Source organism: Roseixanthobacter psychrophilus, from assembly GCF_043195195.1.
Taxonomy (GTDB): Bacteria; Pseudomonadota; Alphaproteobacteria; order Rhizobiales; family Xanthobacteraceae; genus NCEH01.
The window spans coordinates 77,216-98,925 of sequence record NZ_JBAFWT010000012.1 but is presented as its reverse complement, the minus strand read 5'-3'; the positions used below and the strand labels follow the sequence as shown (position 1 = coordinate 98,925).

At 65.4% G+C, this 21,710-nt stretch carries 21 protein-coding genes; 5 read left to right on the top strand and 16 right to left on the bottom strand.

Annotated elements, in window-relative coordinates; all coding sequences use genetic code 11:
• The first annotated feature begins 10 nt into the window (after window positions 1-10).
• From urtE to V5F77_RS13230, 3 genes are all read left to right on the top strand, one after another.
• Entirely contained in the window at window positions 11-700 is a 690-nt protein-coding gene (urtE, locus tag V5F77_RS13240) for an urea ABC transporter ATP-binding subunit UrtE (RefSeq protein ID WP_429005820.1), read from the top strand.
• A gap of 58 nt (window positions 701-758) precedes the next feature.
• On the top strand, window positions 759-1,988 hold the full coding sequence (gene fmdA / locus V5F77_RS13235) for a formamidase (RefSeq protein WP_429005819.1): 1,230 nt from the start codon (window positions 759-761) through the stop codon (window positions 1,986-1,988).
• Between the two features lie 64 nt (window positions 1,989-2,052).
• Entirely contained in the window at window positions 2,053-2,406 is a 354-nt protein-coding gene (locus tag V5F77_RS13230; RefSeq protein ID WP_429005818.1) for an FmdB family zinc ribbon protein, read from the top strand.
• 18 nt (window positions 2,407-2,424) lie between these two features.
• Here the strand turns inward: V5F77_RS13230 and V5F77_RS13225 are convergent, their stop codons facing one another.
• The 4 genes from V5F77_RS13225 to V5F77_RS13210 all read right to left on the bottom strand — a co-directional run bounded on the left by V5F77_RS13225 (window position 2,425) and on the right by V5F77_RS13210 (window position 6,275).
• On the bottom strand, window positions 2,425-3,168 hold the full coding sequence (locus V5F77_RS13225; RefSeq protein ID WP_429005817.1) for an RlmE family RNA methyltransferase: 744 nt from the start codon (window positions 3,166-3,168) through the stop codon (window positions 2,425-2,427).
• Window positions 3,169-3,177: 9 nt separating this feature from the next.
• Window positions 3,178-4,200 (bottom strand): Ppx/GppA phosphatase family protein, encoded by a 1,023-nt coding sequence (locus tag V5F77_RS13220; RefSeq protein ID WP_429005816.1) that lies wholly within the window; start codon window positions 4,198-4,200, stop codon window positions 3,178-3,180.
• Between the two features lie 491 nt (window positions 4,201-4,691).
• Window positions 4,692-5,441 (bottom strand): transaldolase family protein, encoded by a 750-nt coding sequence (locus V5F77_RS13215; protein ID WP_429005815.1) that lies wholly within the window; start codon window positions 5,439-5,441, stop codon window positions 4,692-4,694.
• A 78-nt stretch (window positions 5,442-5,519) separates the two neighbouring features.
• Entirely contained in the window at window positions 5,520-6,275 is a 756-nt protein-coding gene (locus tag V5F77_RS13210; RefSeq protein ID WP_429005814.1) for a chorismate mutase, read from the bottom strand.
• Window positions 6,276-6,504: 229 nt separating this feature from the next.
• Between V5F77_RS13210 and V5F77_RS13205 the strand changes: the two genes are divergently transcribed.
• Window positions 6,505-6,885: a hypothetical protein gene (locus V5F77_RS13205; protein ID WP_429005813.1), complete on the top strand. Its 381-nt coding sequence runs from the start codon at window positions 6,505-6,507 to the stop codon at window positions 6,883-6,885.
• 27 nt (window positions 6,886-6,912) lie between these two features.
• On the opposite strand, the gene V5F77_RS13200 is transcribed toward V5F77_RS13205, so the two are convergent.
• From V5F77_RS13200 to pncB, 3 genes are all read right to left on the bottom strand, one after another.
• On the bottom strand, window positions 6,913-7,170 hold the full coding sequence (locus tag V5F77_RS13200) for a hypothetical protein (RefSeq protein ID WP_429005812.1): 258 nt from the start codon (window positions 7,168-7,170) through the stop codon (window positions 6,913-6,915).
• A 98-nt stretch (window positions 7,171-7,268) separates the two neighbouring features.
• Window positions 7,269-8,273, bottom strand: coding sequence for a BON domain-containing protein (locus V5F77_RS13195; RefSeq protein WP_429005811.1), 1,005 nt, complete (start codon window positions 8,271-8,273; stop codon window positions 7,269-7,271).
• Window positions 8,274-8,458: 185 nt separating this feature from the next.
• Entirely contained in the window at window positions 8,459-9,751 is a 1,293-nt protein-coding gene (gene pncB, locus V5F77_RS13190; RefSeq protein ID WP_429005810.1) for a nicotinate phosphoribosyltransferase, read from the bottom strand.
• Window positions 9,752-10,048: 297 nt separating this feature from the next.
• On the opposite strand from pncB, the gene V5F77_RS13185 reads away from it, so the two are divergent.
• The gene (locus tag V5F77_RS13185) at window positions 10,049-11,491 is read left to right on the top strand and encodes a sensor domain-containing diguanylate cyclase (RefSeq protein WP_429005860.1); all 1,443 of its coding nucleotides are present in this window, start codon (window positions 10,049-10,051) and stop codon (window positions 11,489-11,491) included.
• Between the two features lie 46 nt (window positions 11,492-11,537).
• On the opposite strand, the gene V5F77_RS13180 is transcribed toward V5F77_RS13185, so the two are convergent.
• The 9 genes from V5F77_RS13180 to V5F77_RS13140 all read right to left on the bottom strand — a co-directional run bounded on the left by V5F77_RS13180 (window position 11,538) and on the right by V5F77_RS13140 (window position 21,632).
• Window positions 11,538-12,383: an FAS1-like dehydratase domain-containing protein gene (locus V5F77_RS13180; RefSeq protein WP_429005809.1), complete on the bottom strand. Its 846-nt coding sequence runs from the start codon at window positions 12,381-12,383 to the stop codon at window positions 11,538-11,540.
• Between the two features lie 7 nt (window positions 12,384-12,390).
• Window positions 12,391-13,554, bottom strand: a complete 1,164-nt coding sequence (locus V5F77_RS13175; protein ID WP_394066549.1) for an acyl-CoA dehydrogenase family protein — start codon at window positions 13,552-13,554, stop codon at window positions 12,391-12,393.
• 91 nt (window positions 13,555-13,645) lie between these two features.
• The gene (locus tag V5F77_RS13170) at window positions 13,646-15,163 is read right to left on the bottom strand and encodes a fumarate hydratase (RefSeq protein ID WP_429005808.1); all 1,518 of its coding nucleotides are present in this window, start codon (window positions 15,161-15,163) and stop codon (window positions 13,646-13,648) included.
• Window positions 15,164-15,172: 9 nt separating this feature from the next.
• The gene (locus V5F77_RS13165) at window positions 15,173-16,495 is read right to left on the bottom strand and encodes a TRAP transporter large permease (RefSeq protein ID WP_429005807.1); all 1,323 of its coding nucleotides are present in this window, start codon (window positions 16,493-16,495) and stop codon (window positions 15,173-15,175) included.
• Window positions 16,492-17,118, bottom strand: coding sequence for a TRAP transporter small permease (locus tag V5F77_RS13160; RefSeq protein ID WP_429005859.1), 627 nt, complete (start codon window positions 17,116-17,118; stop codon window positions 16,492-16,494). The genes V5F77_RS13165 and V5F77_RS13160 overlap by 4 nt, the downstream gene beginning before the upstream one ends.
• A gap of 317 nt (window positions 17,119-17,435) precedes the next feature.
• Window positions 17,436-18,431: a TRAP transporter substrate-binding protein gene (locus tag V5F77_RS13155; protein ID WP_429005806.1), complete on the bottom strand. Its 996-nt coding sequence runs from the start codon at window positions 18,429-18,431 to the stop codon at window positions 17,436-17,438.
• A gap of 321 nt (window positions 18,432-18,752) precedes the next feature.
• Window positions 18,753-19,709 (bottom strand): LysR substrate-binding domain-containing protein, encoded by a 957-nt coding sequence (locus V5F77_RS13150; protein ID WP_429005805.1) that lies wholly within the window; start codon window positions 19,707-19,709, stop codon window positions 18,753-18,755.
• Between the two features lie 66 nt (window positions 19,710-19,775).
• Window positions 19,776-20,462: a class I SAM-dependent methyltransferase gene (locus V5F77_RS13145; protein ID WP_429005804.1), complete on the bottom strand. Its 687-nt coding sequence runs from the start codon at window positions 20,460-20,462 to the stop codon at window positions 19,776-19,778.
• Between the two features lie 30 nt (window positions 20,463-20,492).
• Window positions 20,493-21,632, bottom strand: coding sequence for a CaiB/BaiF CoA transferase family protein (locus tag V5F77_RS13140; RefSeq protein WP_429005803.1), 1,140 nt, complete (start codon window positions 21,630-21,632; stop codon window positions 20,493-20,495).
• Window positions 21,633-21,710: the final 78 nt, after the last annotated feature.

Genomic DNA, 21,710 nt, shown 5'->3' with positions numbered 1-21,710 from the left:
GGCGACAAAAATGCTCGACGTTTCCAACCTCGTCGTCTCCTACGGGCAGAGCGAGGTTCTGCACGGCCTGAATTTCACCGTCGCGCCCAATGAGATCGTTGCCATCATGGGCCGCAACGGCATGGGTAAGACCACGTTGATGAAATCGCTCATGGGCGTGGTGCCGACCCGTTCCGGCAAGGTCTCCATCGGCCAAAGCGAGATCACCGCACTCAAAAGCTATGAGCGGGTGGCGAAAGGCGTCGCCTATGTGCCGCAGGGCCGCATGATCTTCTCCGCCATGACGGTGGAGGAGAATATCGAGACCGGCCTCGTCTCATCCGGCGCGCGTAAAGTGCCGGGCGACATCTACGAGCTGTTTCCGGTGTTGCTCGACATGAAGAAGCGGCGCGGCGGCAATCTCTCGGGCGGCCAGCAGCAGCAGCTCGCCATCGCCCGCGCGCTCGCCACCAAACCCAAGGTGCTGCTTCTGGATGAGCCGACCGAGGGCATCCAGCCCTCCATCATCCGCGAGATGGCCCGCACGCTGAAGCGCATCCGCGATGAGAAGGGCCTCTCCATCGTGGTGTCGGAACAGGTGCTCTCCTTCGCCCTCGATATCGCCGACCGGGTGCTGGTGCTGGAGAACGGTTCGATCGTCCATGAGGACCTGCGGGCCGATATCGACGAAGCCAAGGTCGCCAAATTTCTCTCGGTGTGAGGCCCCCGCCTCACGCCGTCCCTTCGCCCAAGAGAGTCAAGCAAGCTGGGAGCTGTCCATGGCCGATACTTTGATTAAGGTCGATCTCAACCAATCCGCCTACGACAATGACATGGTGCACAATCGCTGGCACCCCGACATTCCAATGGTGGCCTGGGTGAAGCCGGGCGACGATTTCATCGTCGAGACCTATGATTGGACCGGCGGATTCATCCAGAACAACGACAGCGCCGACGATGTGCGCGACATCGATCTGTCGATCGTGCATTTCCTCTCCGGCCCCATCGGCGTGAAGGGCGCAGAGCCCGGCGATCTGCTGGTGGTGGACCTGCTGGATATCGGCGCCATGCCGGACAGCCAGTGGGGCTTCAACGGCTTCTTCTCGAAGAAGAACGGCGGCGGGTTCTTAACCGACCACTTCCCTTCCGCTCAGAAATCCATATGGGATTTCAAGGGCATGTTCACTTCCTCCCGGCATATTCCGGGGGTGAATTTCGCCGGCCTCATTCATCCGGGCCTGATCGGCTGCCTGCCCGATCCCAAGCTGCTGGAGACCTGGAACAAGCGCGAGGTGGATTTCATCGCCACCAATCCGACCCGCGTTCCCCCGCTCGCCAATCCGCCGTTCGGCCCCACCGCCCACATGGGCCGGCTCACCGGCGAGGCGAAGGCCAAGGCGGCAGCCGAGGGCGCGCGTACCGTGCCGCCACGCGAGCATGGCGGCAATTGCGACATCAAGGATCTCTCGCGCGGCTCGAAGATCTATTTCCCGGTCTATGTGGACGGCGGCGGCCTTTCCATGGGCGACCTGCACTTCTCCCAGGGCGACGGCGAAATCACCTTCTGCGGCGCCATCGAGATGGCCGGCTGGGTGCACCTGAAGGTGGACGTGCTGAAGGGCGGCATGGCGAAGTACGGGATCAAGAACCCGATCTTCAAGCCCTCGCCCATCACACCCAATTATAAGGACTATCTGATCTTCGAGGGCATATCGGTGGACGAAAACGGCGGCCAGCACTATCTCGATGTGCACGTCGCGTATCGTCAGGCGTGCCTCAACGCCATCGAATATCTCAAGAAATTCGGCTATTCCGGCGCGCAGGCCTATTCCATCCTCGGCACCGCGCCGGTGCAGGGGCATATTTCCGGCGTGGTGGATATTCCCAACGCCTGCGCCACGCTCTGGCTGCCCACCGAAATCTTCGATTTCGATATCAATCCCACGTCCGCCGGGCCCACGAAGTTCCTCGACGGCTCCATCGACATGCCGCTCTCGCTCGATCTGTGATCGGATGAAGCGATCCGGCCGGGGCCGCGCGCCCCGGTCGTCTCCTACCAGCAGCGAGGACGACATGCCGGTCTATGATTATATGTGCGACGCCTGCGGCCCCTTCACCCAGACCCGGCCCATGAGCGAATACAACCACCCCCAGGACTGCCCGGAGTGCGCGACCCCCGCGCCCCGCGCGATTCTCAGCGCGCCGCGCCTCGCCACGATGGATTCAGGCCGCCGCACGGCGCTTTCCACCAACGAGCGCAGCGCCAATGCCCCAATGAGCGTGGGCCAGTTCGCGGCGGCGCAGGCTTCATCCAAGCATAGCGCCGGCTGCGGCTGCTGCTCGGGCGGCATGAAGAGCCGAACGAAGACCGCGCAGAACGGCGCGAAGAGCTTTCCCTCGGCCCGGCCCTGGATGATTAGCCATTAGGTCGGCGCGGAAAAACGTTCAGTCCGCCGTTCGTCCGATAGGCGCATAGCCCTCTTCGCCGACCAGCGGATCGGCCTTGCCGCGAAACCCCGTGGCGAGCACGTAAAGTTCGGCGGAATCCGCGCGGCTCGCCGCGGGCTTGAGATGCTTAACCGACGTGAAATCCCGCTTCAGGTCGGTCAAAAGCACGCCTTCCGTGCCGCCCTGGATGACCTTGGCGAGAAACGTCCCGCCCGGTGCCAGCACCTGACGGGCGAATTCCGCCGCCAGCTCAACGAGCGCGACGATCTTGATATGGTCGGTCTTCTTGTGTCCGGTGGCGTTGGCCGCCATGTCGGACATGACGATGTCGGCACGCCCGTCCAGCAATTCCAAAAGCCGCGCCGGGGCCTTTTCGTCGAGGAAGTCGAGCTGCTCGAAGATCACGCCGGTCACCGGCTCCATCTCCAGCAAGTCGATGGCGACGATCTTGCCGCTCCCCTCTTCCAGGCCGATTTTCTTGGCCGCCACTTGGCTCCAGCCGCCAGGGGCCGCACCAAGATCCACGATGCGCATGCCACGCTTCAGCAAATGGGCTTTTTCGTCCATCTCGATCAGCTTGAACGCCGCGCGCGAGCGATAGCCTTCCCGCTTGGCGCGGGCGACATAAGGGTCGTTCAACTGCCGCTGCAGCCATTTCTGCGAGGAGGTGGTGCGGCTGCGCGCGTTCTTCACACGCACTTTCAGCGGCCGCCCGTCCGGGCCCCGGGTTGGATTGGTCACGCGATGCTCCTATTGGGACCGATGGCGACGCCACGCCCCGTCCGCCCGCATCAACTGCACCAGCATGCCTTCGCGCAAGCCCCGATCGGCCACCCGCAGGCGATCGGTGGGAAAAGCCTCCCGCACCGCTTCCATGATGGCACAGCCGGCAAGCACCAGATCCGCCCGCTGCGCGCCGATGCAAGGGTTTGAGACCCGCTCCTCGAAAGACATGTCCACCAGCCGGTCAACCACCTCGTTGATATCGCGGGCGTTGAGCCAGGCGCCGTCCACGCGGGCCCGATCGTAGCGCTCAAGCCCGAGATGGATGCCGGCGACAGTGGTCACGGTGCCCGACGTGCCGAGCAGGTGGATGCGGCCCGGCGGGCGCACGCCCCAGCTTTGGCGCACCCCCTCCAGCATGTCGAGTACCTCGTCCACCATCTGGGTGAACAGCTCGCGCGAGACCTTCACGCCGCCGTGGCGCTCGGCGAGCGAGACCACGCCGACGGGCATGGAGGCCCAGGAGCGGATGCGGGCGCGCGGCGGTCCATCGTCTCCTGAAGCCCGGCGGCCCAACCAGACCACCTCGGTGGAGCCACCGCCGATGTCGAACAAAATGGCGCCGTCGCAGGAGGGGTCCACCAGGGGTGCACAGCCAGAGGCAGCAAGGCCCGCTTCCGTTCGGCGGTCCACGACTTCCAGCACCAGGCCGGTGCGGCGCTCCACCTCGGCACAGAAATCCATGCCATTCTCCGCCGCCCGGCACGCTTCCGTGGCGATGAGGCGGGCGCGCGACACGCCCCGCGCCGCAATCTTGCCGGCGCAGACTTCGAGCGCGGCGATGGCACGCGCCATCGCCGGTGCGCCGAGCCGGCCGCTGCCGGAAAGCCCTTCGCCCAGACGCACGATGCGGGAGAAAGCATCCACCACGCGGAAATTGCGGGAGGTGGGCCGGGCGACCAAAAGGCGACAATTGTTGGTGCCGAGATCAAGCGCGGCATAAACGCGGTCGCAGGGGGCCGAGGCCGGGGCTTGCTCTCCGCCCTGCACGCTTGCAGCCCCCGAACGGGCGAAAACCGGCGCGCGCGGCGCCTCGCTCTCGTCATTGCCGCAAACATCGTCGCCGAGCGGGACGCGGGGCGAATCGCCCTTTACCTGCGAAGCACGGGCGGGCTGGTCACCGAAGGCGCGGACAGGCTCGGACGGCGGACAAGGCGCGGCAAACGGGTCAGGCTCACAGCAGTTTCCGGCGTCCGCCCCAAAACCACGCAAGATCCCTGCCGCTGTGTCCCCGCCGGTGGCGGTGCGGATCGGAGGAAAGCGAGGCCCGGCCCCATTTTCCTGGCAAGAGCGCTCCGGACCCCTTGCGGGCCCGTGCGTCTCGTCCCTCATCTCAAACCCCTCGCCGCCCTGCACCCGCGCCGGTTTTCAGCTTCGCGTACCTGCGGTCAAAATGTCGCTTCGATACGAAGTGTAACACCGGGAGACAAACGCGCAATGCGCCGGCCTCCCCACTTTGCGGGAGAGGCCGGCCGGCAGCCCTATTCGGCGGCGCGGCGGCCAGACAGGTCCAGAGTGAGGCCGGTGGCGAGGGCGTCGTCGCGGAACGCCTTGACCGCGTCGAGGGAGAGTTGCTCGGCGGTCTTGGTGCCGAGCGCGGGCAGTTTCTTCAGCACGTCGGCGGGTGCGGTGATGATCTGGCAGCCCAGGCGGTCCGCCTCGATCACGTTCCATACCTCGCGGGTGGAGGCCCAGATGACTTCCACGTTCGAGGTCGCGCGGGAGAGGTCCACCGCCTTGGAAATCGCGGGCACATAATCGATGCCGAGATCCGCCAGACGTCCGGCAAATACCGAGATGATGGAGGGCGCACCGCCCGCCAGCGCCGCCACGCCCAATTCCACCTGCGGCACGGAGAAGATGGCGGTGAGGTTCACCTTGACCCCGTCCTGCACCAGATCTCGCACCAGATCGTAGAGCGTCTCGCCACGGGTGGTGGAGACCGGCAGCTTTACATGCACGTTCTCGCCCCAGGTGGCGATGACGCGGGCTTGGGCACGTATCTCGTCGACCTCATCGGAAAACACCTCGAACGAGATGTGCCGGTCTGGCACCGCCGCCACGAGATCGCGGGCATAGGCTTCGTAATCGGAAACGCCAGCCTTGCGCAGGAGCGAGGGATTGGTGGTGAAGCCGGCGATATGGGCCTGCTTCGCCATCTCGACGATCTGCGCCTTGTCGGCGCCGTCGGTGAACAGCTTCACCTTGAGATCGGCAAGCTTAACGGCCATGGCTCTTTCTCCCGACGTTTATTTTCGGCATCCCTATAGCGCGCGGACGCGGCCGCGTCACGGGTGAAGCCTAACCCTTCAGTGCCGTGGCACCAGCGGAGCCGCCATCAGGCCGAGGGCGACCGCGCCCGAAGGGACCGCGCCCGAAGGGACCGCGCTTCCCGCCGGCAAAACGAGCAGGCTTTCGCCGCCGGCCTGGGCAAGGGGTATCGCCCCGAGACCCGCTTGCTGCGGCTGTGCGAGGCGCACCAGGCGCCGGTCGTGGCCGGACGGGTCAGCCTCGTAGCGGGTCAGGACCAGAACCTGCGGCGGCGCATCGGCAGGCCGCAGCAGCGGCGCGCCGGCGACGATCCGCACGCCCTCGGGCAAGGACAGCCACCAAGTGCCGGCGACCGGCAGCACCGCCGCCTCCACCTTGCCCGCAGCCAGCGCCGCGATCGCCTCGGCCGCCTGAGGAATGCGCGCTTGCGGGATGGCAGTGCCGAAAAACGCCTGCGCCGCGATGGCCTCGGCTTCGCCACCGGCCACCGCCACGCGGAAATCGGGCTTCTGCTGAAGGATCGACCCGGCGATGATCGCGGTCCACACCTGTACGATCGTCTGCGTCGCCTGCGGACCCGCGTTGCGAGCGATCAGCCGGTTTAGAAGGGCCGTCTGCCGCCCCGGACGAAACACCGGAGCACCACTCGTGGACTTCCCGGCCCCAACTTCCGCGACGATGTCGGCCCGCGCGTTCAGGAGCCCCAGCAGGTCGCCGTCTACCCGGTCGATCTCCGCCCGCAGCATTTCGAGCGGGCGGGATGCGGCGGGAGGAGCGGCGCCGGCCGAAGCCACGGATTTGGGATCGGGGGTTCCCTGCGCCCAAGCCACCGGAGCTGAAGCACAAGCGAGACTGCAAGCAAAAACAAAAAGATAGTGAAAACGCATGAGAACCGATCCCGATGCGCGCCAGCAAGGCGCTAACACTTCGTTGACCAAGCCACACGATCACCATGCCTCGCAAGGGGCGATTGCATCCCTGGAAAGGGTCCGGAAACACCCATGACGCAAGGTGGCGACGTGCATGCGGCGCGAAGAGGGTGCGATGGTGACGGCGAATTTAGTGCAGCGGATGGCAAAGAAAGCCCATGCGGCTGCGCGAGCGCGCTATTCCCTGCTTGAGCCGTGGGATCGACTGTCCCCCGAACGCCAAGCCTACCAATGCCGGCTCATGAGCCAGGCCCTTTCCGCGCTCACCGCGCGTGATCTGCTCGATCTGCTCGAGGCCGTGCCGGAAGTCGTGGCCCTTCCGGTGGAGCCGAGCCCGTTTGCCCTGGCGGAGTTGCAGGAAGCGGCGATCGGCGACAATGGAACGGTGAGCGATGCGCGGCGTCGCTACCGCTCGCTCCTGTCTGTCGCCATGCGGCCGCTCCAGATACGTCGCGCGGGCCACCCGGCATCGTAAGGGGCGCCGCTTGACCGAAGAGAACCGTCAGGCGTCCCATTCCTGGCGCGCCACCAGCCGGGCCTTGAGACACGCCAGGCCACCAATCATTCCATAACCGCCGACACTGCCCGCATAGGCGTAGGACACATTTTGATCCTTGTGCAGGAAGGTCCCTGCAAGACCGATCAGTTCGCCCGCCCGGGCAGCCTCCAGCAGGCGCTCAAGCTCGGCGACAAGCGTGGGATTGGGTGCTGGGGCCGGCGCAATGGCAGCGCCTCGCAGGCTGACGACTTTATCGGACACGGCAGGTCTCCCCAATTTCCACCGTTTCACAAGCAAGCGCCGTGCCGACAAAAAAGGCGCCCCGTGAATGGGACGCCTTTTCAAGGTCGCGTGAGAGGTCAGCGCTTCACGGAGCCCGTCGCGTCGCCCTGGGTAGTGGACCCTTGCGAGCCGAGCGCCTGTGTGCCCGATCCCTGCGCACCGGTTGAGTGCGTGCCGGCGGCATGTCCCTGGCCGAGGCCGGAGGTCATTTCGCTCACCCGCAGATTATTCTGCACATGACGGACGCCCGAGACCCATTCCGCCACATCCTCCGCGCGGCGACGCTGGGCGCGGTCGGCGACAGTCCCGGTCAAGGTGACTTCGCCGGAGCTGACGCTCACCTCGATCTCGGAGGCATCCACCAAGCGGTCGTCGGTCAGGTGATCGCTCACGTCCTCCCGCAACCGATCGTCGGAGCGGGTATAGTTCTTGGGTCCACGGCCGCGGTATTGGTCTTCGCGCCGGCGCCTTTCCGCTTCGGTGTCGCCGAACCAGGAGGACACCTCGTCGGTTGCCCGGTCCCAGAGGCCGCGCTCGTCGCCGCGCGACGCATCTTCGCGACCGTAAGAGCCGCGCGCTGTTTGCTGAGGCCCGGACATGCCCCATTCCTCGCGGCCCCAGTCCGGGCGCCGGGCCGCAGGGTCACGGCTGAAGCGGGCCTCGGAGTCGCGGGTGCGTCCGTATCCGAAGTCTGACCGGGGATAGGTGCCGCCGCCGAAATAATGCTCGTCGCGCGCGTGCTCCTCGTGGCCCGAGCCGTAATCCTCGTGCGGGCCGCGGCCATAATCGCGGTGAGGTCCGCTTCCATAATCCTGGTAGCGCCCATCACGATCATCACGCGATTCGCGCGCGCCCGAAGGATCACGCCAGCCGGGGCGGTTGCCATAGGTGGATTCCGACGAGAAATACCGTTCGCCGCCACGCCCGACCTCATCACGCGATCCCTGATCGCGTCCGCGGCCGTACGTCTCGCGCGCGTCGTTGCCACGCGGACCACTGCGGAAATTGTCTTCACTTCTCCAATCGGAGCCGTACCGATCGTCATTGCGGTGCCGGTCTTCGGCGCGCCAGTTCTGAGGCATGCATTCCTCCTGCTTGGATCGGGGCCTTCCCCATGCCGAAAAAACCGTGCCCGGCCCAAGAGGTTCCGATAATGCAGAGCAGCATTGCTCAAATGAAATGCAGTTGCCTCAAGTTATTGCATGCTTCGTAGAAGGCAATCGCGAGCGGAGGAGCTAGTCTCAGCTTAATCTCGGCGATGACCAAGCTAGACCACTGCGGGTCGCGCGGTCTGGGGTCCAACCTCGAACAGGCGCCGGTACCGCTCGATCTCCGCGGGCGGCCCCATGGCCTTGGTCGGGTTGTCGGAGAGCTTCACGGCGGGATGGCCGTTGGCGGAGATCACCTTGCAGACGATGGAAATCGGATCCAGCACGCCATCAGGGGCAAGGCCGCGGAAGTCGTTTGTGAGCAGCGTGCCCCATCCGAAGCCGAGCCGCATCCGGCCGGCGAAGCGGGCATGGATGCGGGCGACTTCCTCGACGTCGAGGCCGTCGGAGAAGATCGCGAGCTTCTCGCGCGGATCCTGCCCGCGCGCCTTCCACCAGGCGATCACCTCCTCGCCACCCTCGATGGGATCCTTGCTGTCGATGCGGATACCGGTCCAGGCGGTCAGCCAGTCCGGGGCGTGGGCGAGGAACCCGCTCGTGCCATAGGTATCCGGCAGCATGATCCGCAGGTTGCCTTCGTAATCCTCCTGCCAATCGGCCAAAACCTGATAGGGCGCCTGCAGCAGCGCCGCATCGGTGCGGGCGAGGGCGGAATAGACCATCGGCAGCTCATGAGCATTGGTCCCTGTCGCCTCCACCTCGCGGCGCATGGCGATCACGCAATTGGAGGTGCCGAGGAAGGTGTCCCCCAGCCCTTCCATAAGGGCCTGCACGCACCAGTCCTGCCAGAGATAGCCGTGGCGGCGCCGCGTGCCGAAATCCGCGACATTCACCGGGCCGAGCGCTTTGATGGTATCGATCTTCTCCCAAACCCGCGTCATGGCGCGGGCATAGAGAATCTGCAGCTCGAACTTTCCCAGATCCTTGAGCACCGCGCGCGAGCGCAGCTCGTTGATGATGGCGAGCGCCGGGATCTCCCACATGGTGGTCTCGACCCATGGCCCCTCGAACACCAGCTCGTACTGCCCATCCCACTTTTCGAGGTGGTAGGCGGGAAAACGGAAGTTCTCCAGCCACGCGACGTAATCGGGCGAGAACATCTGGCGCTTGCCGTAGAACATGTTGCCGCGCAGCCAGGTGGACTCCCCTCGCGTGAGCGAGAGCGAACGGACATGATCCAATTGCTCGCGCAGCGCGCCGATATCGATAATGTCGGCGAGGCGCACCCGGCTGGTGCGGTTGTGGATGCCGAAGGTGACCTTCACATCCCGATGCCGGCGGAAAATAGTTTGTCCCATCAATAGTTTGTAGAAGTCGGTATCAAGTACCGAACGAACGATGGGGTCGATCTTCCAAGTATGATTATAAACGCGCGTGGCAATGTCGGTCATGGCAATCCCGCTCCGGGCGGAGACTGCTATACCACCCCAATCAGGGTGTACATCCACTTCAACCGATAAAATCGGAGTTCCACAGGCCACGGAGCCCTTAAAGGGGCGCAGTTTGATGGAATACGCAGCGGTGCGCATTGTAGAATTTATGTTAGCGGACGTTGATTGAGAGCCGAATTGGGCTTGACGGCTGCAATTCTATGAACCCACGTGACTTCACGTGACAACTCGATCTTTTTCATCCAGAGCGGCGGTTATGTGGAGGTACAGTTGAGCAAGCCGCAGTGTAGTGACGTGATGGGTGGGGACTGGGCCGAGGCATTAAGCGCGTTGCGCAGGCTTCTAAACCTGACCAATTGCACGATTTCGGAGACGTACGATCATTACTTGACGACCGTCCGGACCGTCGTCGCCATGGACGTGGCGATCATCAGCTCCTTGGAAGGCAGCAAGCTCATACCGCGCCGCATGCAATCCTCACGACCCCTGCCGCTTCAGGAGGGCGTGGCCACGCCGCTCGAAGGCACGTTCGCGGTGGTGGCTGTGCGGACCGGGCGAGCGATCAGTTGTCCCCACGTGGGGCTCGACCATGAGTTGCGCACCCACGCGCTCTATGCCGAGAGCAAGCTGGAGAGCTATATCGGCGCGCCGATCCGGATCGGCGACCGCATCTTCGGCGTGCTGAGCCTTCTGGACCCTGAGCCGCGCGCCGAGCCCTTCTGCCCGGATCTGCTCGCCTTCATCGAACTGCTGGCGGAGGCGCTCGGCCGCGCCATCGAGCGCGACATGCTGGAGACCGAGCGGCGGCTGGTGGAAAAGGAACGTTCCGACGCCATCGCCTTCTTCCAGACCGCCTTCGCCAATGCGCCCATCGGCATCGCGCTGGTCAGCCTCGACGGCAAGTTCCTGCGTGCCAATCCCGCCGCCTGCCGCCTGTTCGGCTATTCCGAGGCCGAACTGCAGGCGCGGGATTTCCGGTCCCTGACCTATCCCGAGGATCTGGAGGCGGATCTCGATTATATCGCGCAGATCAGTTCCGGGGCCATTTCCGAATATGAACTGGAGAAGCGCTATGTCCGGCCCGACGGGACGGTGTTCTGGACCCAGTTGAACGTCGCCCTGGTGCACAATGAAAATGGTTCGCCGCGCTGCTTCATTTCTCAGATCCAGGACATCAGCGACCAGAGAGCGCTGATCCAGGAGTTGAATCAGAAGCGCAAGGAGCTCGAGGAGGCCAACGGCCGGCTTACCCAGCTTGCCTCCCTGGACCCTTTGACCGGCATTCTCAATCGCCGCGCACTGCGCCAGCGGCTGGACCAGGAGATGGCGCTCGCCAATGCGAAGGGCACGCCGCTCGCCTTCATCATGGTCGATGTGGATGATTTCAAGCGGTACAACGACCGGTACGGCCATCTTGTGGGAGATGTCGCGCTCAAGGAAGTGGCGCGGTGCATGCGCGATGCCTCGCGCGCCCAGGACGCGGTCTGCCGCTTCGGTGGCGAAGAATTTCTTCTGCTGTTGCCACAGACTGCGGCACCCGAAGCCACGAAAGTGGCCGAACGCGTGCGCCAGGCCATCGCCTCAAGCACCGCTCTGCCCCAGCGCCTCACCGTGAGCGCCGGGGTGCACGTCTACACCCAGATGGAGAATGGCTCGCCCATCGACCAGTTGATCGCCAAGGCCGACGAGGCGCTCTACCGGGCCAAGCGCAACGGCAAGAACCGCGTCGAAATTGTTTGAGGGGCGCGCGCCAAGGACGCGCTCCTCAAACCGGCGCAGTCCGTGCTCAGTTCGCCTCGGCAATCATGCAGGGCCGGCCGTCGTCGCCCGAGGACGTCCACAATTCGAGACCCTGCCCCCCTTGCTTGGCATTGAGGCGCATGGGCTGGCCGTCGAAGATCGGCCGCACGCTGCGGAACGCGAAGTGATTCAGCGGCCGCCCCAGCAGGCGCGCGGCGAATTCCACCAGCAAGGTCGCCTGCAACGGCCCGTGCACGACCAGGCCGGGATAGCCCTCTTCCTGCTGGCAATAGGTGCGGTCGTAGTGGATGCGGTGGCCGTTGAAAGTCACGGCGGAATAGCGGAACAGCAGCACCGGGGAAGTGTCCACCTCCTCCTGCCACGTGGCGACCGGCGGCGGCTCGCTCTTGCCCGCGCCGCCCGCCGGCGCATCCACGCCGCGATAGACGATGTCCTGCCGCTCGACGATGGCAAGGCCGCGCGGCGTATAGATATTGTGCGCGACGGTGACGAAGCACAACGTGCCCGTGCGCCCTTCCTTCACCACCACATCCTCGATGCGCGACAGGCGCCGGGCTTCATCGCGCACCCGCAGCGCATCGTGGAATGTGAGCGCCCCGCCCGCCCACATGCGGCGCGGCAGCGGAACGGGCGGCAAGAACCCGCCGCGCGCGGGATGCCCGTCCGGCCCCAGGCGGTCCATCTCCACCGTGATCGGCGAGAGGCACCAATGGGCGGTCAGCGTCGCCTCATCGCCGGGCGCGGGATCGCCGGGATCGCGGTTCAGCGTGGCGCGCATCTCGCGCACCGCGCGGGCGGTCACGAGGTCGCTCACCTCATTGGTGCGGCCGATCCAGCCGCGCAGGGTGTCAACGTCGAGGGGCTCGCTCATGTCGACCTCAATAGGAGCGTGGCAGGCCGAGCACATGCTCGGCGATATAGCTCAGGATGAGATTGGTGGAGATCGGCGCCACCTGATACAGGCGGGTCTCGCGGAACTTGCGCTCCACGTCATATTCCTCGGCAAATCCGAAGCCGCCATGGGTCTGCACGCAGGCTTCCGCCGCCGCCCAGGAGGCATCCGCCGCCAGCATCTTGGCCATGTTGGCCTGCTCGCCGCAATCCAGGCCGGCTTCGAAGCGCTCGGCCGCCTTGTGCACCATCAATTCCGCCGCGCGCATCTGGGCATAGGCCTTGGCGATGGGAAACTGGATGCCCTGGTTCTGGCCGATCGGCCGGCCGAACACCACCCGCTCCTTGGCATAGGCGGTGGCCTTCTCGATGAACCATTTGGCGTCGCCCACGCATTCCGAGCCGATGAGGATGCGCTCGGCATTCATGCCGGAGAGGATGTAGCGAAAGCCCTTACCCTCCTCGCCGATCAGGTTCTCGGCCGGAATGCGGACATTGTCGAAGAATACTTCGGTGGTGGAATGGTTCATCATGGCCCGGATCGGGCGGATGGTGAGGCCGGCATTGCGCGCCTCGCGCATGTCCAGGATGAACACCGAGAGGCCGTCGGTGCGCTTCTTCACCTGGTCTTTCGGCGTGGTGCGCGCGAGCAGCAGCATCAGATCGGAATATTCCGCCCGCGAGGTCCACACCTTCTGTCCGTTGACCACATAATGGTCGCCGCGCTTCTCCGCGAAGGTCTTGATGGAGGAGGTGTCCGTGCCCGAGGTCGGCTCGGTGACGCCGAAGGCCTGAAGGCGCAGTTCACCGGAGGCGATCTTGGGCAGATAGGCCTGCTTCTGGGCCTCGTTGCCGTGCCGCAGCAAGGCGCCCATGATGTACATCTGGGCATGGCAGGCGCCGCCGTTGCACCCGGCCCGCTGCACTTCCTCCAAGATGGCGGCTGCGGCGGACAGGGGCAGGCCGGCCCCGCCATAGGCTTCCGGTATCAGGGCGGACAGGAAGCCGGACTGGGTCAGCGCAGCGACGAACTCGGACGGATAGGCCGCCTCGCGATCGAGGCGGCGCCAATATTCGCCCGGAAAGCCTGCGCAGAGCTTGCGCACCGCATCGCGGATATCGGCGAATGTTTCCTCGTCCTGACCCTGCATGAAACAACTCCAAAGCAAACCACCCCCTCCCTAGCAAGGGATGGGGTCATCTTGGAAAGTGATAAAAGTGATCGCCCCGTGAGGGTAAAAGCTATACCCGCTCGGCGATCCGCGTACGCCACAGCGCCGGCCCCAGCGTGTGCACCGATTGCCCGGCGCTATCGACGGCCACCGTTACCGGCATATCCTCCACCAGAAATTCGTGGATCGCCTCCATGCCGAGGTCCTCGAACGCCAGCACCCGCGCGCTCTTGATGGCCTTCGACACCAGATAGGCCGCCCCGCCGATGGCGATCAGATAGGCCGCCTTGTGGCGCGCGATGGCCTCGATCGCGACCGGCCCGCGCTCGGCCTTGCCGATCATGGCAATCAGCCCGGTGCCGGCGAGGATCTCGTCGGTGAAGCCGTCCATGCGGGTGGACGTGGTGGGGCCGGCCGGGCCGACCGCCTCCTCGCGCACCGCGTCCACGGGGCCGACATAATAGATCACCCGGTCCTTCAGGCTCACCGGCAAGGGTTCGCCGGCGCGCAGCATCTGCGACAGGCGCGCATGGGCGGCATCGCGCCCGGTGAGCATGCGCCCGTTCAACAGCAGCTTCTCGCCGATGCGCCAGGAAGCGACTTCCGCGCGCGTCAGCGTGTCGAGATCCACCCGCCGCGCGACCGCGCTCGTTTGGTCCAGTACGATCTGCGGCCAGGCGGAGAGGTCCGGCGGGTCGAGCTTCACCGGGCCGGAGCCGTCGAGCACGATGGTGGCGTGCCGGTTGGCGGCGCATTGGGGAATCAGCGCCACGGGCTTGGAGGCCGCATGGGTGGGGAAGGTGGCGATCTTCACATCCACCACGGTGGTGAGCCCGCCCAGCCCCTGCGCGCCGATGCCGAGCGCATTCACCTTCTCATAGAGCTCGATGCGCAATTCCTCTTCCCGGCTCGCCGGGCCGCGCGCGAGGAGCTGCGTCATGTCGATGGGTTCGAGCAGGGATTCCTTGGCCAGCAACATGGCCTTTTCCGCGCTCCCGCCGATGCCGATGCCGAGCATGCCGGGCGGGCACCAGCCGGCGCCCAGCTCCGGCACCGTCTTCAGCACCCAGTCCACCACCGAGGCGGAAGGATTGAGCGTCGCGAAGCGCGCCTTGTTCTCCGAGCCGCCGCCCTTGGCCGCCAGCGAGATTTCCACCGTGCCACCCGGCACCAGTTCCACATGGACCACGGCGGGGGCATTGTCGCGGGTGTTGCGGCGGGCGAACAGAGGATCCTCCACCATAGAGGCGCGCAGCGGATTGTCCGCGTCCAGATAGGCCCGGCGCACGCCCTCATTGACCAGGTCGGCCAGGGAGCGGGCGGTATCGAAGCGCACGTCCATGCCCACCTTGATGAACGCCACCACCAGCCCGGTATCCTGGCAGATGGGCCGATGACCGAGCGCCGCCATGCGCGAATTCACCAGGATCTGCGCGATGGCATCCTTCGCCGCCGGGGATTCCTCGCGCTCATAGGCTTGCGCGAGATGGACGATGTAATCGGCGGGGTGAAAATAGGAGATATATTGCAAGGCGTCGGCGACGCTCGCGACCACATCCTCCTCGGCAATGACGACGCTCGGTTTCATGCTTCCCCCTCAGCGGCCCAGCAAGTGCGGGACGAACAGGGTGATCGCCGGGATATACGTGATGACCAACAGAAAGGCGATCATCGCCAGCAGCCAGGGCATCACCGCCACGGTGAGTTCGCTGATGCCCATGCGCGTAATGCCGGACGCCACGTAGAGATTGAGGCCCACCGGGGGATGGCACATGCCGACCTCCATGTTCACCACGATCATGATGCCGAAATGCAGCGGATCGATGCCGAGCCGCACCGCCACGGGCGTGAGGATCGGCGCCATGATCAGCACGATCGAGGTCGGCTCCATCACGTTACCGGCCAGCAGCAGCAGGATGTTGACCATGAGCAGGAAGCCGATGGCGCCGAAGCCGAGGTCCACCATCCATTGCGTCATGGCCTGGGGGATGTTCTCGTTGGTCATCAGGAACGAGAACAGGGCCGCGTTGGAGATGATGTAGAGCAGCATCGCCGACATGCTGGCGCTCGACAGCAGCACCCGCGGCACGTCCTTGAGGCTCATGTCGCGATACACGAACACGGCGATGACAAAGGCATAGACCGCAGCCACAGCGGCCGCCTCGGTCGGGGTGAAGGCGCCGCTATAGATGCCGCCCATCACGATGACGATCAGCGCGAGGCCCCAGATGCTCTCGCGGAATGCCCGCCAGCGCGCGATCATCGGCGCACGCGGCATGCGCGGATAATCATTCTTCCAGGCGCGATACCAGGTGGTGGCACCGAGCAGCACCGCCAGCAGAAGCCCCGGCACCACGCCGGCGATGAACAGATCGCCGATGGACGCGGAGGTGACGCGCTCACCGTTCGGCCCGGTCATCTGCAGGCCGGTGGTCGCGACCGAATACATCACCATCACGATCGACGGCGGAATGAGGATGCCGAGCGCGCCCGAGGTGGTGACCACGCCGGCGCCGAACTTCGGCGGAAAGCCCTGCGCCTGCATGGCGGGAAGGATGATCGACCCGATCGCGACCACCGTCGCCGGCGAGGAGCCGGAAACCGCCGCGAACAGGGCGCAGGCGAGCACGCCGGCGAGCCCGAGCCCGCCCGGCCAATGGCCGATCAGCGACGTCGCAAAATTGATCAGCCGGCGCGCGACGCCGCCATGGGTGAGGAAATTGCCCGCGAGGATGAAGAACGGGATCGCCATGATCTCGAACTTCTCGATGCCGGTGAACAGCTTCTGCGCAACGATGTCGACCGGGATATTGGTCAGCGTATAGACGAAGGTCAGGACCGTCATGCCGAGCGCGATGGAAATCGGCATCCCGGTCATCATCAGGAGCAGGAACAGGCCGAAGATGATGAGGGCGCTCACCGGCGGATCTCCTTCGGAAACAGATCGGAGGAATCGGCCCCGGGCAGGTCTTCATCCAGGCCATCCACGTGGCCGTGGTCGTGCACCGGCAGGGTCCCCGTGCGCCAGAAGGACCAGGCCACCTGCAGAAACCGGAAGCACATGAGATAGGAGCCGATGGGAATCGCGAGATAGACGATCCAGGACGGCAGCTCCATCTCGGCGGTCATGTCGCCGAAGCTATAGCGCGCCATCACGAACTTGACCCCGAACGTGCCGACCACGGCCGTAAACAGCGCGCCGCACAGCAGCCCGAACAGGATCATCACGGCGCGCGAGCGGTCCGGCAGGCGGTTCACCAGCACGTCGACGCCCACATGGATGCCCGTGCGCACGCCGTAAGCGGCGCCGATCTTGGCCATCCACACGAACATCAGGATGCACGCTTCCTGCGCCCAGCCGAGATTGATGTGGCCCACATAGGGATAGAGCAGCTTGGTGCCGGCCGCGTAGCGCTGGAGGACGGCCACGAAGATCAGCAGGGTCGCCGCTCCGATCAGCACGGCGATCAGCGTTTCCTCGAGATGGTCGAGAACATGGACCAGTGCGGAGCGCGCGCCCTCGGTGCGGATCGCGATCGCCATGTAGATGACGAACACCACCGCCGTGAATGCGAGCATCGTGTAGAGCTTGTACAGCGGATCTTCCATGGCCTCCCCTCTCGGGCGCGTCTCGGCGGCCCGGTGACCGGGCGCCTGCACGATGCTCTCATTTTGCGAATGCGTTCTGCATGGCTCTGGTGCGGCCATTCCGGCGCGCCCGCCGGCAAGCTGGAGGCACACGCTCGCACGCGTGCCCGCCCATTGGATTGGCCTTACCTGCCCTCGGCCAGTGCCGGACGAATCCAGCGAGACCAAGCAGTCGCGCGTCGCAAAGCGAGCGCGATTGCTTGGTCAGGCGATCATTGGCTGACCTTGGTCTCTTTCAGCACCGCATCGATGGTGTCCTGGCCGATCCGGCTCGCCATCTCGGTGTAGACCACCTCCATCGCCTTGCGGAAGGCGGCGGTGGCTTCCGGGGTCGGGGCAGAGATCTGGATCTTGCCGGATTTCTTCATGTCGGCCAGCGCTTCGTCATTCTCCGACTGGGCGATGGAATTGGAATAGGTGGTGGCTTCCGCCATCGCCTTCTCGAGCTCGGTGCGCACGTCGGCGGGCAGGCCGTCCCAGAACGCCTTGTTCACGATCACCGCATAGCCGATGTAGCCGTGGTTGGTCTCCAGGGCATACTTCTGCACTTCATAATGCTTCTGGGTGTACATGTTGGACGGCGTGTTCTCCGATCCGTCGACGACCCCGGTCTGCATCGCCTGGTAGACTTCGGAGAAGGCCATCACCTGCGGCAGCGCGCCGATGGCGCGGAACTGCGCCTCCAGAACCTTGGAGGACTGGATTCGCATCTTCAGGCCCTGGAAATCAGTCGGCTTGGCGATCGGCGAATTGGCGCTCATGATCTTGAAGCCGTTGTCCCAATAGGCGAGGCCCTTGATGCCCTTGGGTTCGAGCTTGGCGAACAGCGCCTTGCCCACCTCGCCGCCGGTGACCCGGCGCAGCGACTCTTTGTTTGGGAAGATATAGGGCAGGTCGAACACCTCGAACGCCCGCACGCCGAGCGGGCCGAACTTGGCGAGCGAGGGCGCGAGCATCTGCACGGCGCCGAGCTGCAACGCCTCCATCTCCTCCTTGTCCTTGTAGAGCTGGGAGTTGGGGTAGATTTCGACCTTGACCTTGCCGTTGGTGTACTTCTCGGCAAGCTCCTTGAACTTCTCGGCGCCCTTGCCCTTGGGGGTGTCGGGTGTCGTGACGTGACTGAACTTGATCACGATCTGCTGGGCAAAGGCCGCGGGGGCGCCCACCAGCGCAACCGCCATCACGGCACCGAATACGAACCTCTTCATAGCGTCTCTCCCTCTTCGTGCCGCCAACGCGGTCCCTCTTGATAGCGGTGGCTCCGCTCGCAACATTGGGGACCTTCGCGGGCCGTGACGGACCCGGCAGCCTCATCGGCGCCGGCGCATCTTGAAAATGCGCGGCGTCAGAAGCAAAGACTATTTAAAGCTGCTTGTGATCTCAAAATATTATAGCCGGACCGAAAATCATCTTCCGTAAGGTAATGCTACACACGCAGATGTAGTGCGGGGTGCAACTCCGCTTGTCCCGTAGCTCAACGGGATTGGAGCCTCCCCCGGGCGACGGGCCCGTCGCGCAGCCACGCGCCTCTATCCCCCCTGCTCCAAATCGTCGGCCAAGGTGGCGCCCCAGGCCCCTTCCTTTACCAGGCGGATCAAGGTGGCATGCGCCAGCGCGTCGATGGCGCGCACGGCGTTGGACAGCGGCCGGTCGCAGGGCCGCACGATGTGCAGGTCGCGGGTGAGCACCGGCACGCCCAGCGGCCAGGCGAGAAGCCGCCCCTCCTCCACCTCGCGCCGCACCGCCGCCGCCGGCAGGATGGCATAGCCGAGGCCGCCTTCCACGAGCAGCTTGATCTGGCCATAGGTGTCGATGTCGATGACGGTGCTCAGCAATGCCCCCTCGGACATGGCCCGCTCCTCGATCAGTTCGCGCAGGCCATGGCCCAGGCTCGGCAGAATCAGCGTGAGCTGCGCCACCCGCCCCAGCGGCACCGGCCCGCCCGAGGGATGGCTTTCCCCTTCCGGCGGCACCTTGGGGCCGATCAGGCACAATTCCTCCGACAGCACGCGATGGGCGGTCAGGCCGCGATCATTGACGGTGCGATAAAGCACGCCGAGATCGATCTTGCCGTCGCGCAGCCAGTCCAGCACGAAGCCGCTCATGGCCTCGGCGACCCGCAGCTTGACCTTGGGATAGCGCCGCCGCGCCTCGCTCAGCAAAGGCACGCACAGCATCTGGCTGATGGTGCCGGGCATGCCGAATCGCACTTCGCCGGAAGGCTCCGCCTGCCCGCCCTTCACCGCCTCGCGCGCGACTTCCATCTGGCCGATGATCAGGCGGGCATGGCGCAGCAAGGTCTCGCCCGCCTCGGTGGGACGCACGCCCTGGGGGCTGCGGAACAGCAGTTCCACCCCGAGATCCAGCTCCATGTTGCGCACATGCTGGCTCAGCGCCGGCTGGGCCACGCGCAGGCGATGGGCGGCCTTCGAGAACGAGCCCATCTCCACGATGGCGGTGAAATAGCGAAGCTGGCGTAGGTCCACGGTCGGCGTCTTCCCCTAAAGGTCAGAAGCCGGGACTATACGCCCCCCCCCACCGAGAAGGGAAATCTATGACGCGGCGAAGCCGAGGCGATGGGCGCGGTGCGGCTGCACCAGGCTGAACATGGTGCCGTCCGGTACCGCGTTCGCCGAGAACAGAGCCTGGAGTTCGTCCCGCTTGGCTGCCGCAACAGGCTTGCGGGCCGGGTCAACGGCCACCAGCTTGGCGATGAAGCCGTCGAGATCCTGGAACCGGCGCGGATCGTCGTATTCCACGCAGTCGAGCACACGAAGCCCCTGCTCCGCGACCGTGGAAAGGGCTTGCTGCGCCAGTGTGCGGATCTCGGTCTCGTCTTCCACCGGCAGCATGGAGGCAAAGAAGGTGCCTTCCGCCAAAGGCTCGATGACCACGACGTTGCCGCCGCTCACCCGCGCCGCCTCGCGCAGCGCGGCGGCCATGAGCGGTGCCGGCACATGGTGCAGGCTGTTGAGGAACACCGCCACGCCGAACGCGCCATCGGCGAACGGCATGGCCTGCGCGCCGGTCTGCTCGAACCGCGCAGCAGGCGCCGCCGCCCGCGCCGCCGCGATCGCCTCGGCTTGCGGGTCGATGCCGGTCACCTCGGCACCGCGCGCGCCGAGGGCGCCGGCGAGCGCCCCCGTGCCGCAGCCGACATCGAGGATCTTGCGGCCGGCGATGGGATCGAGCCAGCGTTCGAGAAGGCCGAGCGCATTGCCGGTGGGCCGTGCCGTCATGGAGGTTTCCTTTCCCTGTTTCTTGTCCCGTCAGGCCGAGGCCGGCACGGACCCGAAGTCGGCGCGAACCGCATCGGTTTGCGCGCCGAGCCCCGGGACCGCGCGGAATTCCGCCGGCTTGCCGTCCACCACCGCGCCCGGCGCAAGGCAGCGCACGGGGCCGGAGGGGGTATCCACCTCCACATAGCGGTTCTGCGGATGGGCCGCGACATCTTCCAGCGTGCTGACCCGCCCGTAGGCGACGCGGGCCTTCTCCAGCCGCTCCACCGCCTGCGCGCGAGTGAGGGTGGAGAACACGGCATTGATGGCCTCGTCCAGCGCCGGGCGGGCGGCGACGCGGTTGTTGTTGCTGTCGAACCGGGGATCGACGGCGATGCCGGCATCGCCCAGCACCTCGGCGCAGAACATCTGCCATTCCCGCTCGTTCTGGATCGAGAACAGAACCGCCTTGCCGTCGGCGCAGGTATAGGCGCCATACGGCGCGATGGTGGGATGGTTGAGCCCCGCCTTCTCCGGCACCTTGCCGCCATAGACATATTGCAGGTAGGGCACGTTCATCCAGTCGGACAGCGCGTGATAGAGCGACACCGCGATGTGCCGCCCGACGCCGGTGCGCTCGCGGGCATAGAGCGCCTGCATCACCGACTGGAGCGCCGTCATGCCGGCGGCGATGTCGCACACTGAGACGCCCACCCGCGCCGAGCCGTGTTCGTTGCCGGTGATGGAGGACAGGCCGGTTTCCGCCTGCACCAGCAGGTCGTACGCCTTCAGGTCGCGGTACGGACCCTCGTCGCCATAGCCGGAGATGGAGCAGGTGATGAGGCGCGGATTTTCCGCCCGCAGCTTTTCGGGTGCGAAGCCGAGGCGGTCGATGGCGCCGGGGGCAAGGTTCTGGATGAAGATGTCGGCCTGCGCCACCATCGCCCGCAGCACCGCGAGATCGTCCGGCGCCTTGAGGTCGAGGCAGACCGACTCCTTCCCCCGGTTCAACCAGACGAAATAGGCGCTCTCGCCATGGACCAGGGAATCGTAATTGCGGGCGAAATCCCCCTCCGGCCGCTCGATCTTGATCACCCGCGCCCCGGCATCCGCAAGGCGGCAGGACAGATAGGGAGCGGCCACCGCCTGCTCCACGGACACGACAAGGATGCCTTCGAGATCGTTTTGCATCGGGACCGGAAAAGTTGGAGGAGCCGGCGGCGCCGGCACGCGCTCACGCCGCGTGGAGCGGAGCGGACAGGCCTCGAC